Origin of the sequence: Bacillus sp. SIMBA_031 (assembly GCF_046535225.1) — a bacterium.
GTDB classification, from domain to species: domain Bacteria; phylum Bacillota; class Bacilli; order Bacillales; family Bacillaceae; genus Bacillus; species Bacillus velezensis.
In genome coordinates, this window is sequence record NZ_JAWRXC010000003.1 from 489,981 (window position 1) to 505,159 (window position 15,179).

12 protein-coding genes are annotated in these 15,179 nt (G+C 48.3%); 8 read left to right on the forward strand and 4 right to left on the reverse strand.

Annotated features, from left to right (window positions below; translation table 11 throughout):
* Positions 1 to 43 precede the first annotated feature (43 nt).
* A complete protein-coding gene (gene bdbD / locus SB724_RS12405) occupies positions 44 to 715 on the forward strand; it encodes a disulfide bond formation protein BdbD (RefSeq protein ID WP_265973017.1) in 672 nt (223 codons plus the stop codon).
* Entirely contained in the window at positions 705 to 1,124 is a 420-nt protein-coding gene (locus SB724_RS12410; protein WP_014305812.1) for a disulfide oxidoreductase, read from the forward strand. The genes bdbD and SB724_RS12410 overlap by 11 nt, the downstream gene beginning before the upstream one ends.
* A 33-nt stretch (positions 1,125 to 1,157) precedes the next feature.
* Here SB724_RS12410 and SB724_RS12415 read toward each other — a convergent pair whose 3' ends face one another.
* The gene (locus SB724_RS12415) at positions 1,158 to 1,958 is read right to left on the reverse strand and encodes a zinc-dependent metalloprotease (RefSeq protein ID WP_007613764.1); all 801 of its coding nucleotides are present in this window, start codon (positions 1,956 to 1,958) and stop codon (positions 1,158 to 1,160) included.
* A 222-nt stretch (positions 1,959 to 2,180) separates the two neighbouring features.
* On the opposite strand from SB724_RS12415, the gene SB724_RS12420 reads away from it, so the two are divergent.
* The 5 genes from SB724_RS12420 to SB724_RS12440 all read left to right on the forward strand — a co-directional run bounded on the left by SB724_RS12420 (position 2,181) and on the right by SB724_RS12440 (position 11,314).
* A complete protein-coding gene (locus SB724_RS12420; protein ID WP_007410017.1) occupies positions 2,181 to 2,789 on the forward strand; it encodes a trimeric intracellular cation channel family protein in 609 nt (202 codons plus the stop codon).
* Between the two features lie 171 nt (positions 2,790 to 2,960).
* Complete coding sequence (helD, locus tag SB724_RS12425; protein ID WP_410571334.1) at positions 2,961 to 5,276, forward strand: RNA polymerase recycling motor HelD; 2,316 nt, start codon at positions 2,961 to 2,963, stop codon at positions 5,274 to 5,276.
* A gap of 174 nt (positions 5,277 to 5,450) precedes the next feature.
* On the forward strand, positions 5,451 to 7,259 hold the full coding sequence (locus SB724_RS12430) for an assimilatory sulfite reductase (NADPH) flavoprotein subunit (protein WP_265973021.1): 1,809 nt from the start codon (positions 5,451 to 5,453) through the stop codon (positions 7,257 to 7,259).
* Between the two features lie 27 nt (positions 7,260 to 7,286).
* Positions 7,287 to 9,002, forward strand: coding sequence for an assimilatory sulfite reductase (NADPH) hemoprotein subunit (cysI, locus tag SB724_RS12435; protein ID WP_410571337.1), 1,716 nt, complete (start codon positions 7,287 to 7,289; stop codon positions 9,000 to 9,002).
* Between the two features lie 296 nt (positions 9,003 to 9,298).
* Positions 9,299 to 11,314 (forward strand): Na+/H+ antiporter, encoded by a 2,016-nt coding sequence (locus SB724_RS12440; protein ID WP_410571339.1) that lies wholly within the window; start codon positions 9,299 to 9,301, stop codon positions 11,312 to 11,314.
* Positions 11,315 to 11,350: 36 nt separating this feature from the next.
* On the opposite strand, the gene SB724_RS12445 is transcribed toward SB724_RS12440, so the two are convergent.
* Positions 11,351 to 11,836, reverse strand: coding sequence for a hypothetical protein (locus SB724_RS12445; protein WP_007613741.1), 486 nt, complete (start codon positions 11,834 to 11,836; stop codon positions 11,351 to 11,353).
* Positions 11,837 to 12,057: 221 nt separating this feature from the next.
* On the opposite strand from SB724_RS12445, the gene SB724_RS12450 reads away from it, so the two are divergent.
* The gene (locus SB724_RS12450; protein ID WP_007410023.1) at positions 12,058 to 12,888 is read left to right on the forward strand and encodes an aldo/keto reductase; all 831 of its coding nucleotides are present in this window, start codon (positions 12,058 to 12,060) and stop codon (positions 12,886 to 12,888) included.
* A gap of 32 nt (positions 12,889 to 12,920) precedes the next feature.
* Here SB724_RS12450 and SB724_RS12455 read toward each other — a convergent pair whose 3' ends face one another.
* Together SB724_RS12455 and SB724_RS12460 are read right to left on the reverse strand one after the other, a co-directional pair.
* Positions 12,921 to 14,066: an ABC transporter permease gene (locus tag SB724_RS12455; protein WP_410571341.1), complete on the reverse strand. Its 1,146-nt coding sequence runs from the start codon at positions 14,064 to 14,066 to the stop codon at positions 12,921 to 12,923.
* Between the two features lies 1 nt (position 14,067).
* Positions 14,068 to 15,162 (reverse strand): ABC transporter permease, encoded by a 1,095-nt coding sequence (locus tag SB724_RS12460; RefSeq protein ID WP_410571343.1) that lies wholly within the window; start codon positions 15,160 to 15,162, stop codon positions 14,068 to 14,070.
* Positions 15,163 to 15,179: the final 17 nt, after the last annotated feature.

The window sequence follows — 15,179 nt, forward strand, 5'->3', positions numbered from 1 at the left end:
GGCATCCGCTTCTTTTTTATTTTAAAAACAATGAGGTGTCTGAGTGAAAAAGAAACAATCGTCTGCGAAATTTGCGGTGATACTGACGTTAATCGTTGTCGTTTTATTTGCGGCCATCGTAATTATTAACAACCAAACGGAAAAAGCGGGCGAAACAGTCGCCGAACAGCCTTCCATTAAAGGACAGCCCGTGCTCGGCAAAGACAGCGCGCCTGTTACGGTAGTTGAATTCGGAGATTACAAATGTCCTTCATGCAAAGTATTTAACAGCGATATCTTTCCGAAAATCAAAAAAGATTTTATCGATAAAGGCGACGTGAAATTTTCATTTGTGAACGTCATGTACCACGGAAGCGGCTCGCGTCTGGCGGCTCTTGCTTCAGAAGAAGTGTGGAAAGAAGACCCGGCATCATTCTGGACTTTCCATGAAAAGCTGTTTGAAGAGCAGCCGTCAAGCGAACAGGAATGGGTCACGCCTGCATTGCTTGAAAAAACGGTCAAAAGCACCGCGAAAAAGGTTGATCCTGACAAGCTGAAGGAAAACCTTGATAAAGAGACATTTGCAAAAGAGCTGAAAACTGACACTGACCTGAATGATAAATTAAACATTACGGCGACACCGACGATTTATGTAAATGACAAGGTGATTAATGACTTCTCTAAATATGATGAGATTTCAAAAACGATTAAGAAAGAGCTGAAAAATGAAAAATAGAATCGTATTTTTATATGCTTCTTGGGTGATAGCTCTTGCTGCCATGCTCGGCAGCCTATATTTCAGCGAGATCAGAAAATTCATACCGTGCGAGCTGTGCTGGTATCAAAGAATTCTCATGTACCCGCTTGTCCTGATTTTAGGAATCGCCACCTTTCAGGGTGACACGCGCGTGAAAAAATATGTGCTGCCGATGGCCGTCATCGGCGCGTTTATATCGATCATGCATTACCTTGAGCAGAAGGTGCCCGGTTTCAGCGGCATCAAGCCGTGTGTCTACGGCGTGCCTTGCTCATCTGAATATATAAACTGGTTCGGTTTCATTACCATTCCTTTCCTGGCATTGACGGCATTTATTCTCATTATGATCTGCATGTGTTTTGTCAAAACGGAACGCACGGCAAAATAAAGAGCCTGCTCCATGGGAGCGGCTCTTTTTCTATTATTTGTACCAAGCTTTGTTTGTCGCAATCTGTCTGTTATGGGAGCTGTCCCAAATATCAACGGAATAGGCATAATCATAATTCATGACGCAGCGGATGCCGCTGCCTTGGGCGTCATGCTGAAGTCCGAAGTTATGGGAAAACTCGTGCTGTGCCGCTTTCGCCGTGTTGGCCGTTCCTTGATCAAGGTTCACGCTGAAAGCCGGGCCGCTCGGTTTGCCGTTATATACATACGCGATACCGCCGGCGTCAAAACTTGATTTTGCGGTAAAACCGACGACAAAATGATAATTTTGATTTCTGAAGCTGCCTTGGAGATTCGATAAAATCTGAGAACTGTTTGAGCCGGAAGAATTCCAAGCCTGCACGGCCTGTACGACGAAATCAATGTTGTGATCACGGTTAAAAGCGACATCCGCCTGCTCCACGATCTGGACGATTCGCGTTTGCCAGTCGCTGTATTTGGCGCGGTATTCAGCGTCCGCCACCGCCAAAACTCTGACCTTCTGAGAGCCCGTGCCGGCTTTAGTTGAGGCTTTATCCTGACTGACATTGGCATTAAATCGTTTCGTGCCGACCTGCTTGCCGTTTTCATCCAGAATTTTTGTGTCAACCGTCTGTTCAACTTGGACCGGTCCCTTCAAATCTTTAAAATGATCGGCTTTCGGAAGCGGGTCCGTATACACCGTTTTCGCCGGCTCCGCATGAGTGTGCGAATGCGTATGGCTTTCGGCTGACGGCAGGCCGGGAATTAATCCGGCGGCCAATAAAACAGGAAAAACAAGTGAACTGATTTTCATCTCATAACCCCCTTTTTGTTAGAGAAAGTATTCAATGAAACTTCCAATAAACCTCCCAAAATAGTATAAAATAGGTAAATATTCTTGCTCCCAGCCGTTGCGGGTGAGGTTGTCCCGGGTTAGGAATCAGAATCTTTCAAAAATAAGGTTGATTTTAAGAGAAAGCGATTATAAAATCTAATGGTCGTCAGAAAATTTAACAAATAAAAAGGAGCATATGGAATGGCCTGGGAGCTGCTTAGTGTAATCGGCATCATTGCGTTTGCGGTCAGCGGAGCGATTGTTGCGATGGAAGAGGAGTATGATATTTTAGGCGTGTATATTTTGGGGATTGTAACGGCGTTCGGCGGCGGAGCCATCCGAAACCTGCTGATCGGTGTCCCGGTCTCCGCCTTGTGGGAGCAAGGCGCGTTTTTTCAAATCGCTCTCGCATCAGTTACGATTGTCTTTTTGTTTCCGAAGCTGCTGTTAAGACATTGGAGTAAATGGGGCAACCTATCCGATGCCATCGGGCTTTCGGCGTTTGCCATCCAAGGCGCTTTATATGCCGTGAAAATGGGCCATCCGCTCAGTGCGGTGATTGCGGCAGCGGTGCTGACCGGCAGCGGGGGCGGCATCATACGGGATTTGCTCGCGGGCAGGAAGCCGCTTGTGCTCAAGGCGGAAATTTATGCAGTCTGGGCCGCGCTCGGAGGGTTAATCGTGGGCCTCGGCTGGGCCGGGGATGCCGCCGGTTTGTATGTGCTGTTTCTTGTGCTTGTGGCATGCCGCATCTGCAGTTATGTGTTCAGGTGGCGCCTTCCGAATCGTTCCTATCATATAGATCAGTAAAAAACCGATTTCACAAACGAAATCGGTTTTTTTTCATAACGGCTTCTGATAAAAAAAGACGCCCGATATGATAAGAAAAAGGGTATTTGACCATAATGCTGAATAATATGTTGCATATATGTTTGTATGATGAAAGCCGGATTTGTCAGCTTGATGTCGGAGGTGCCGCTGATGGCAAAACGTGATAAAGAGTGGAAAGAAGAGCAGGAAAGAATCAATTTTGTCATGAAGGAACTGGAACAGAAACAAACTCATCTTGAAGCCTCATCGGGCGGATTAAAGCAGGATATTGTCGGGCTGAGAAAAACGTTTTGGGATGATGTCACCGTGAATATGGATGATGCCCACGAAGCGGCTGAGACATTTTCAAGCATTAAACAGCAGGCAGAAATGCTTTCTGAACGTGAACGGACTCATCGGCTTCAATACCGGCAGCTTCAAAAAATCCAAAAGCTGAAAACCTCTCCTTACTTCGGCCGTGTCGATTTTACGGAAAAAGGGGAGTCCTCTTCCGAGCGGATTTATATCGGGCTGACTTCTTTGATGGATGAAAACAACGAGCAATTTCTCATTTATGATTGGCGCGCGCCCATCTCATCTCTTTACTATCAATATTCCCCGGGAAAAGCCCGCTATGAAGTTCCGGAAGAAACGATAGAGGGAGACATCACACTGAAGCGGCAGTTTATCATTAAAAACGGGACGCTTAAAGCGATGTTTAACACGGATATGACGATTGGTGACGAAATGCTGCAAGAGGTGCTGAGCGGTCATTCCGGACAGCATATGAAAAACATCGTGTCAACCATCCAAAAAGAACAGAACGAAATCATCCGGGATGAAAAAAGCAAATATCTCATTGTTCAGGGAGCCGCCGGAAGCGGGAAAACATCCGCGGCGCTTCAGCGGGCCGCTTACTTGCTGTACCGCGGGCGCGGGGTGCTTGATGCCCGTCAGATTGTATTGTTTTCCCCGAATATTTTGTTCAACAGTTATGTGTCCGCCGTATTGCCGGAATTGGGAGAAGAGAATATGGAGCAGGCCACCTTTCAGGAATATATCATCCGCCGGCTTGGACGAAAGTTTGATTGTGAAAGCCCGTACGAGCAGCTTGAATATTGCCTGACTGAACAAAACCAGGACGCACTTTCCGTAAGGATCGCAGCCATTGCTTACAAAGCGTCATCAGCTTTCCAGGCCATGATTGACCGCTATGCCGGCTCGCTTTCCGGCTCGGGCCTGATGTGTAAACAGATCAGCTTCCGGGGAGACATCCTGATTTCAAAAGAGCGGATTGAAGACTATTTTTATTCGCTTGATCAGCAGCTGCCGATTCCGAACAGAGCGGAGCTGACGGCGGAATGGCTTCTCGCGGAAATCAGCGCTCTCGAAAAAAAGGAGCGTAAGAAGGAATGGGTCTTGCAGGAGAGCGAGCTGCTTGATAAGGAAGACTATGCTGAAGTTTATCAAACACTCAAGAAGCAGGCGGCAGATGATGAACCTGCATTTGACGACCATCAGCGCGAACAGCGCCTGCTCGGCGCCATTATTGTCGGCAAAGCCTTTAAACCGATTAAGCAGGCCGTCAGACGGCTCGGCTTTCTCGATATAAAACGGATGTATCTCGGGCTGTTTTCAGACTGGGGAGCTGATGAAAAGCCCGATCATTGGGAGAGCATCGGCGCTTTGACCAGAAACGCATTTGCAGAACGGTCACTTCCGTATGAAGATGCCGCTCCGTATCTGTATTTGCAGGATCTGTTAGAAGGAAAAAGAAAAAACACACAAATGAAGCACGTCTTCATTGATGAAGCGCAGGATTATTCCCCATTTCAGCTCACGTATATTCAAAGCATCTTCCCAGCGGCAAAGATGACGGTGCTCGGTGATGTCAGCCAGTCGATTTATGCCCACACCATTACGGGCCCTTCTTCCCTCGCCGGCTGCTTTCGCAATGGTGCAGAAAAGTATGTCAGCCTGAAACGGACTTACAGATCGACGCGGCAGATTGTTGAATTTACGAAAGCGCTGCTGGCTGACGGCGATGACATTGAGCCTTTTAACCGGAACGGGGAAAAACCGCGTGTTTTGCGGACGGATACAGAAAAAGCGCGGCAGGAACAATTGGCGGATACAATCCGGGAGCTCAGACAAAAAGGCTGGGAGACGGTCGCCGTCATCTGCAAAACGGCCGCGGAAGCCAAAAAAGTATTTCAGGCGGTCAGTCCCGGGAGCGGTGTGCGTTTGATCAATAAAGAAAACCAGCCTTTTCAAAAAGGGGTATGCGTCATTCCCGTTTATTTGGCAAAAGGCATTGAGTTTGACGCCGTCATTGCCGCTGACGCCTCTGCTGCCCAGTACAAAAGCGAACATGACCGTAAGCTGTTATATACGGCCTGTACGCGCGCGATGCATCATCTGACCGTATTGTCTCCGGGAGAACCCTCTCCTTTTATAAAAGAAGTGCCCGCCGGCTTATTCGTGTAAGCCCTTTGCCAAGTGCAAAGGGCTTTTTATCATTAGTAATCTTAATCATTGTCATCATGATTATATATTTTACTTACATACAAACTTTCGGTAAAGTTTCAATTAGAATATTATTTTGACAATTCCTATAGAAATAACGTACGTTACGTTTAATTCCTTGTGAGGTGGATATCGTTGCAACTTCAGGTCATGAACAGTCCGTTTAATCAGGAGCAGGCAGAGCTCCTTAACCGCCTTCTGCCGACCTTGACAGAATCACAGAAAATCTGGCTGAGCGGTTATTTGGCTGCGGCCCGGTCCGAATCCGGTGAAACAGCCGCACCCGCTGCTCCGGCTCCAGCAGAAAGCCCGGCAGTCTCAAGAGAAGTGACCGTATTATACGGATCGCAAACGGGAAATGCGGAAGGTCTTGCGAAACAGACGGTAAAGACGCTTGAGGAACGGGGATTCCAGGTCACCGTCGCGTCGATGAACGATTTTAAGCCGAATAATCTGAAAAAAGTAAACAATTTACTGATCGTGGTGAGCACGCACGGAGAAGGCGATCCGCCGGATAACGCGCTGGCCTTTCATGAATTTCTTCACGGCAGACGCGCGCCGAAGCTTGAAGCGCTCCGTTACTCCGTTTTGGCGCTCGGGGACAGCTCGTATGAATTTTTCTGCCAGACCGGCAAAGAGTTTGACGAGCGTCTTCAAGAGCTCGGCGGCACCCAGCTTGCGCCGCGGGTTGATTGCGATCTTGATTATGATGAGCCGTTTTCGGAATGGCTTGACGCGGTCATCGGCGGTTTGAACGAAGGAGCGGGAAATCAAACAGCCGAAGCGCCTGCCGAGACGCCGGCTCTCGGTGAATCCGTTTATTCCAGAACGAACCCGTTTCGGGCGGAGGTTCTTGAGAACATCAATCTGAACGGACGCGGTTCGAATAAAGAAACACGCCATCTCGAGCTTTCGCTTGAAGGGTCGGGCCTCGCGTATCAGCCCGGAGACAGCCTCGGCATCTATCCGGAAAATGATCCGGCGCTTGTGGATGAGCTGATCAATGAGCTGAAATGGGACCCAAAACAGGAAGTGGCGGTGAATAAACAAGGAGAGCGTCTCCCTTTGAAAGACGCGCTTACTTCTCATTTTGAAATAACCGTCTTAACAAAACCGTTCCTGCAAAAGGCCGCACAGTTTACGGCTGACCAAAAGCTGAGTGAACTTCTGGCCGAAGGAAATGAAGAGCAGCTGAAAGCATACATCAACGGCCGTGATCTGCTTGATCTCGTCCGGGATTTCGGGCCGTGGGAAGCGACAGCGGAAGACTTTCTTTCCATCCTGCGTAAAATGCCGGCCCGGCTCTATTCGATCGCAAGCAGTTTAGAAGCGAATCCGGAAGAGGTGCATCTGACAATCGGAGCGGTCAGATATGACGCGCACGGCAGAGAACGAAAAGGCGTCTGCAGCATTCTTTGTGCGGAAAGACTCCAGCCGGGAGATACGCTTCCGATATACATTCAGCACAACCAAAACTTCAAGCTGCCGGACAATCCGGATACACCGGTCATTATGGTCGGGCCGGGGACAGGCATCGCGCCGTTCCGTTCCTTTATGCAGGAGCGTGAAGAAACCGGAGCTGAGGGGAAAACATGGCTGTTTTTCGGGGATCAGCACTTTGTCACTGATTTTCTGTACCAGACGGAATGGCAAAAATGGCTGCAAAACGGTGTTCTCACAAAAATGGACGTCGCTTTTTCCCGGGATTCAGAAGAAAAGGTATATGTGCAGCACCGCATGAAAGAACAAAGCAAAGAGCTGTATGAATGGCTGCAGCAGGGAGCCGCCGTATACATCTGCGGTGATGAACAGCAGATGGCGCATGACGTGCACCAGGCGCTTCTCGATATTATTCAGGAAGAAGGCGGCATGAGCCGTGAAAAAGCGGAAAGCTTCCTGGCAGACATGCAGCAGAAAAAACGCTATCAGCGTGACGTATATTGATTTTGGTTTGAAAGGAGCTTATTCAGCATGGTGAACAACATTTTAAAAGCGCCGGAAGGCCCTCCAAGTGATGTTGAGGAAATTAAAGAAAAAAGTGATTATTTGCGCGGCACATTGAAAGAAGTCATGCTCGACCGGATTTCAGCCGGCATCCCGGACGATGACAACCGGCTGATGAAGCATCACGGAAGCTACTTGCAGGATGACCGCGATCTCCGTAATGAACGTCAAAAACAAAAGCTTGAACCGGCTTATCAGTTCATGCTGCGCGTTCGGATGCCAGGCGGCGTGTCAACTCCGGAACAATGGCTTGTCATGGATGAACTGGCGCAAAAATACGGAAACAATACATTGAAGCTGACAACGCGTGAAACGTTTCAAATGCACGGAATTTTAAAATGGAACATGAAAAAAACGATTCAGAAAATCAATGCGGCGCTGCTTGATACCATTGCGGCCTGCGGAGATGTCAACCGAAACGTCATGTGCGCTTCAAATCCGTACCAGTCTGAAATTCATGCGGAAGTATACGAATGGTCGAAGAAATTGAGCGATGACCTTCTTCCGCGCACGAGAGCCTATCATGAAATCTGGCTTGATGAGGAACGTGTGGCGGGCACTCCTGACACGGAAACGGAACCGATGTACGGGCCGCTGTACCTGCCGCGGAAATTCAAAATCGGAATCGCCGTGCCTCCGTCCAATGATATCGATGTCTTTTCTCAAGATCTCGGCTTCATTGCCATCGTGGAGGAAGGCAAACTTATCGGATTCAACGTTGCAATCGGCGGCGGTATGGGAATGACGCACGGCGATACGGCCACTTATCCGCAGCTTTCAAAAGTCATCGGCTTCTGCAAACCGGAGCAGCTGTATGATGTAGCGGAAAAAACCATTACGATTCAGCGCGATTACGGAAACCGTTCCGTCAGAAAGAACGCCAGATTCAAGTACACTGTTGACCGTCTCGGGCTGGAAAACGTAAAAGCCGAGCTGGAAAACCGCCTCGGCTGGCAGCTGGATGAAGCGAGACCTTATCATTTTGACCATAACGGCGACCGTTACGGATGGGTGAAGGGTGTAAAAGGGAAATGGCACTTTACGATGTTTATCGAAGGCGGCCGCGTCACGGACTATGAGAATTATAAGCTGATGACGGGATTGCGTGAAATCGCCAAAGTCCATACGGGAGATTTCCGTCTCACCTCTAATCAAAACCTGATTATCGGCAATGTCTCGAGCCAGAAAAAGAAACAAATCAGCGCATTAATCGAACAATACGGTCTGACAGACGGCCGGCAGCATTCCGCCCTCCGCCGCAGTTCAATGGCTTGCGTCGCGCTTCCGACATGCGGGCTCGCCATGGCCGAAGCCGAGCGGTATCTGCCGAAATTGATTGATAAGATTGAAGCCATTGTTGACGAAAACGGGCTGCGGGATGAAGAAATCACCATCCGTATGACCGGGTGCCCGAATGGCTGCGCCCGCCATGCGCTTGGCGAAATCGGATTTATCGGAAAGGCGCCCGGAAAATATAATATGTATTTAGGAGCGGCGTTTGACGGCAGCCGTTTGAGCAAAATGTACCGGGAAAATATCGGTGAAGAGGAAATTCTGAGTGAGCTTCGCACCATTCTCCCGCGCTACGCGAAAGAGCGTGAGGAAGGCGAACACTTCGGCGATTTCGTCATCCGCACGGGCATCATTAAAGCGACGACAGACGGCACGAATTTTCACGAATAAGATGAGCACTTAAAACAAACGCTGCACCGCGTCATGAAACAGATGACGCAGCTTGCGAAAAAGCCTGTTTTCAGAGAAAACAGGCTTTTTCTTTTTCCGGAAAAAATGTAGCTGAAGGCAAAAAAAGTTCGCCGTGAGCACGTTATGAGAAATTTTAAATAAAAACGGGTAAAATAAAAGAAGAATGGTTGCGTGCGGAAAATATATTGAATCTGCCCGATCATCGGCTCCGGCCTTTGGCAAAGGCAGAGAACAGGCAATAATGATATGATGCAGCAGATGAAGGAGGTCATGCTTTGGACATATTTTTAGTCGTACTCGTACTTTTAACCATCATCGCGATCTCAAATATCGTAAATCGGTTTGTCCCCTTTATCCCGGTGCCTCTGATTCAGGTGGCGCTCGGTATCATTGCGGCGTCATTTCCGCAGGGGCTTCATTTTGAACTGAATACCGAATTATTTTTTGTTTTGTTTATCGCTCCGCTGCTTTTTAACGATGGAAAACGGACGCCGCGTGCGGAACTTTGGAATTTAAGAGCGCCGATTTTGCTGCTTGCGCTCGGGCTCGTGTTTGCCACGGTGATTGTCGGCGGTTACACGATTCATTGGATGATTCCGAGCATTCCGCTGGCTGCCGCGTTCGGGCTGGCGGCGATACTGTCACCGACTGACGTTGTCGCGGTCAGCGCGCTGTCAGGGCGAGTGAAGATGCCAAAAGGCATTCTGCGTCTCCTTGAAGGAGAAGGACTGATGAATGACGCATCCGGCCTGGTCGCTTTTAAATTTGCGATTGCGTCTGCCGTGACGGGCGCATTTTCGCTGGCACAGGCCGCCTTCAGTTTCGTTCTGATTTCAGCCGGCGGTTTACTCAGCGGTGTCGTCATTTCTTTTTTGATTATCCGTTTCCGGCTGTTTTTGCGCCGCCTCGGCATGCAGGATGTCACGATGCATATGCTGATTCAAATTCTGACGCCGTTTGTCATCTATCTCGCGGCTGAAGAAATCGGCGTTTCCGGCATTTTAGCCGTTGTGGCCGGCGGCATCACGCATGCGGTGGAGCAAGACCGTCTTGAATCAACGATGGTCAAACTGCAAATCGTCTCTTCAAGTACGTGGAATATTATTTTGTTCATTCTGAACGGTCTTGTTTTCGTTATTTTAGGTGCGCAAATACCGGATGTGGTTTCTGTCATCTTTAATGATACCGCGTTTAACAATATGATGGTCATCGGGTACATTATCGTCATTACGCTGACGTTAATGATTCTCAGGTTTTTGTGGGTGCTGTTTTTTTGGAACGGCAAGTGGTTTTTTAACAAGGATCAGAGCATTTATAAACCCGGCCTGCGCTCGACCCTGCTGATTTCGGTTTCAGGCGTCAGGGGAGCGGTCACGCTCGCGGGTTCCTTTTCCATTCCTTACGTGCTCTCTGACGGCTCACCGTTTCCTGAACGGAATTTGATTCTCTTTTTAGCCGCGGGTGTTATTATGTGCACATTGGTGCTGGCGACAATCGTACTGCCGATTTTGACAGATAAGCCGGAAGACAATGTGAAAGAGAAGAAAGTCAAATTGCTGACAGCGAGACGGAAGCTGATAAAGGCTGCCTTAACGGCCATTAAAGAAAATATGAATGAGACAAACAAAACGGCTTCTTTTGCGGTTATTGCCGAATACAATGAGAAAATGAAAAATCTCAGATTTCAGCAGTCCACCGTCAAAAACCGCACGAAAAAAGATGAGCGGAAAGTCCGCGCCCAAGGGATACAGGCTGAACAGGAAGAATTGCTGCGGCTGATTGAGCGGGGCGAAATACCGGAAGAAACGGCAGACAGCCTTCAGGAACGGTTTGATGAACTGGAAGTGCTGTATACGAATCCGTTTAAAGTCGGCTTATCTAAGAAAAAGCTGAAACGCCTGATGTACTGGATCTTTTTCGGTGAACAAAAAAAGCCGGAAATGTCGATTTTAAATGAAGAAGGCCTCATCCGCACCACAAGGGTTAAAACGGCAAAAGCGGCCATTGAAAGCCTGAAAAAACACATGACTGAAGAAAATAAAGATGTGACGCTTGCCGTCATTTCCTTTTACAATCACTTGATTTTCAGGCTGGGGCACTCGTATCACGAACAGAGTCCGAGCCGCCGTTTTGAAAATCAAAAACTCGAAATCAAACTGCGGGCCGTGCAGGCCATCCGCAACGAAATCCAAACATTATTCGAAGAGCGGGAAATTTCCCGCGATATGTCACATGAGCTTCGCCAATACATCAATGATGTGGAAGCGGCCATGCTTGACGGAGGTGAATAAAAAAAGTCCGGCATCTGTTCGCCGGACTTTTTTTGATTACGGACGATGGAATTCGACGTGATCGCCGTCGCGGTCAAACCAGCCTCTGAAGGCCCAGTTGATCCAGCCGCCATCTCCTTTGTTGGTGAAGCTTCCGTCTTCAAACACCCAAATGCCGTACGTGATGCCGTCATAAACGGCGGAACCGTAAAACTGAACACCGTTAAAATGATCTTCATATTCCTGGCTTAAATTAAACACCATGACGTTATATTTTTGTCCGGAAGCGTAGAATGAAGATTCCATTAAGTTTTTGACGAAGCCGTCACGGTTTTGCGCCGACTTAATCGCGTCAGCAATCGAATTGCCGATGCCGAGCAGGTCAACATCAATGTTTAATCCGACATCTTTTGCTGAGACATCTGATGATTGCTGTGCCATGTTTTGAGGGACCGGGGTTTCTTTTGCGGATACAAAGGACAGAGGAGTCAGAGACAAAGCGGCGCCAAGGGCAACGGACATCGGGATACGCATACGTTTCATATGATTTCCTCCTTCAATTGTGTGGTGGCTACAGTAGCGATTTACCCGGACAGTTACCCAACTAACCGTAATTTTTGAAAAATAGGAAAATAATAACGTCAGTGGTGCTTGGGCACTAAAGATGGTTTTTATGATAACGATGAGCGTATAATTGGTTTCTTACGGCGGAAATGTGAGATAATAATAACCGTTTACATAATGACTAGAAAGGATGGTTCAACGTGGCAAAAAGCTTAAAAGATACTGTAAAGCTTCATAATGGCGTTGAAATGCCGTGGTTCGGCCTTGGCGTGTTCAAGGTGGAAAACGGAAGCGTAGCGGCGGACTCCGTCGAAGCGGCAATCAGAAACGGCTACCGCAGCATTGATACGGCGGCTATTTATAAAAATGAAGAGGGTGTCGGCGAAGGCATCAGAGCCGCGGGCGTTGCCAGAGAAGAGCTGTTCATCACGTCAAAAGTGTGGAATGAAGATCAAGGATACGAAACGACACTTGACGCGTTTGAGAAAAGCCTTGAGCGCCTCGGCCTCGATTACCTCGACCTTTACCTGATTCACTGGCCGGGCAAGGATAAATATAAAGACACATGGCGCGCTCTTGAAAAGCTGTACAAAGACGGCAAAATCCGCGCCATCGGCGTCAGCAACTTCCAAGTGCATCATTTAGAAGAACTGCTGAAAGATGCTGAAATCAAGCCGATGGTCAACCAGATTGAATTCCACCCGCGCCTGACTCAAAAAGAAGTAAGAGATTTCTGCAAAGCGCAGGGCATTCAAGTGGAAGCTTGGTCTCCATTGATGCAGGGACAGCTCCTCGATAACGAAGTGCTGTCTCAAATTGCGGAAAAACATAACAAATCGGTTGCTCAAGTGATTTTGCGCTGGGATCTTCAAAACGAAGTCGTTACCATTCCGAAATCGATTAAAGAGCACCGCATCATAGAAAATGCCGATATTTTTGATTTCGAACTGTCACAGGAAGAAATGGAAAAGATCAGCGCATTGAACAAAGACGAGCGTGTCGGCCCGAATCCGGACGAGCTTCTGTTCTAAGAAAAAACAGCCCTTTACGGGGCTGTTTTTCTTTACATAAATGTCTGTGTCTGACGTTTTACGCTGAACCTGTATGCGGCTATTAATAACAGGGCGGCGGCGAAGGCTCCCAAAATGATGATGTTCAGCATCAGGCTTTGGAACGTGCGGCCGTGCTGCAATTGATCGACCGTATCGAGCACCCAGCGCTGAGGCAGAAATTCGGCGATTGTCTGCACCGTTTTCGGCATAATATTGCCCGGAAAGAAGCAGCCGGCGAGCAAGCATGTCGGCACGACGATCAAATTCAAAAGCGCCGATGCCGAAGCGCTGCTGTTGGAAAAACCGACGGTAATAAAGGCGATCCCGATCGCGCTTAATGCAAACAGCATCATCAGGATGAACAGCTGCCACAGCGGGAATGACGGATGAATATGAAAAGCGGCGCCCATAAAGAGAACGGCGAATAGAATTTGGACGGCCATGATAATGATATTCACCGCCGCGTTTGCCAGTACATATTGCTTTGATGTGATCGGCGTTGACAGAAGCCTGTAGTACGTCCTGTTTTCCCGCTCTTTAATCATCAGTTCCGTCAGGTTGCCGGCGGAATAGAGCATAATGATAATGAGATACCCGATGACTGAGTAGGTCATTTCTTTATGGTTCGATGTATCTTGTAAAACAGCGGACTCCGTTTGAATCGGAGAATGCTTGAAATCGGCGTACATCGCCTGAAAGGCTTTTGCGTCTCCGCCGGAAGATTTGCCGATTGAGGCGGCGCTGTTCATATAATTGTACAAATAAGAGCTGACATATCCGGTGACCTGGGCGCCTTTCAGCGAGGTCATGCCGATGTGAGCCGGTTTCCCGTCTTTTACGCTTTGGGAGAAGCCTTTTTCAAACGTAATGAGCGCCTCCATTTTTCCTGAAGCGATCTTGGATGTGGCGGACGCAGCCGTTTCCTCCGAAATCTTCACATGATCCAGTCCTTTTAAAAACGTGACCGTATCCTGTGCCACTTCTCCGCCGTCTTGATTGAGAATGCCGATATTGAGCGTTTCGGCTCCGCCGTTGGCATTGGTCATGAAGGAGAGGAAGACGCCGATCAGCGGAGCCCCGATATAAAGAATGAGCTGTTTTTTGCTTTTTGTAATCCCTTTGAGAGTGTGCGCAAACAGCCACCAGAAGTTTTTCATATTACAGTCCCTCCCGTCTTTGAAACGTAAATGCGGCGATCAGCAAAAAGAGTACCGCCAATGCTGTATTTAAACCGAGTGCAGGCCATGCCGCTGATACATCATTTGCGTAAATGATGTTGTTAATCGCCTTATTGATCCAGGATAAGGGCGACAGGGCGGAAATTCCTCCGCCTTCATATTTGTAATAGGCGCCGCCGATAATGGACATCACCTGAACGATGATGACGGTGATTAATCTGGCGCTTTCGGGTTTTCTGGTCAAATAGCTCAGGCTGAGCCCGAAGCTGACGGCCAAAAGAATTTCAGAAACGAGAATCAAAAGCACAAGGCCCATGTGGCTGCCCCAATTCGCTTTTAAGATAAATTTGCTGAAGGCGACAACGGCAAGAATCGTCAGAACATTCACAGCCAAAATGCCGAGCATCTTTCCGAGAAAGATATCGCTTTTCCGGAGCGGGGCGGCGATCAGGCGATCTGCGGTGTGCCGTATTCTTTCCCCGCGGAATAAGCTGCTTGCAAAAATCGAGGCGTACAGCCCGATCATCGTCGTCATGGATATTGCGTAAAAATCTTTCGCTTTCGGTTCTTTCGCTTTGTGTAAAGACGTCTGCTTCATATAATCGCTTTTGATTTGTCCGGCGGAAGGCGCCTTATGCGCCTTGTAAGCGGCGGCGCCTGCTTTGTATTGATTGGTAAAAGCGGTCAGCATGCCTTGGACGATCGTGCCGTTTATGCCGCTCCGGTCATTTGTAAAGACTTGAAAACCGGTGTTTTTTACAGTGACGAAAGCATCCGCCTGATTTTCTCGAACCTCGTTTTTGCCTTTTGCCTCCGTGTCCGCTTTTTGAAAATAGACATGCTCTTTTTTGGCGGCTTTCATAAACTCAGTAAAATCATGAGAAAGAGGGCCGTTTGACTGGTCCGTATATACGACCTTGATGTTCCCGACCGTCACCTCTGAATCAAAGGCGTTTGATAATGCCGCAGTAAAAATCAGCATGAAGACGATCGGAAAAGCAAGCATGAAAATAAAAGTCCGTCTGTCGCGGAAACTGATTTTGATTTCTTTCCCGGCGATGTGCAGAATATTCATTTGCAATCCTCCTTTCA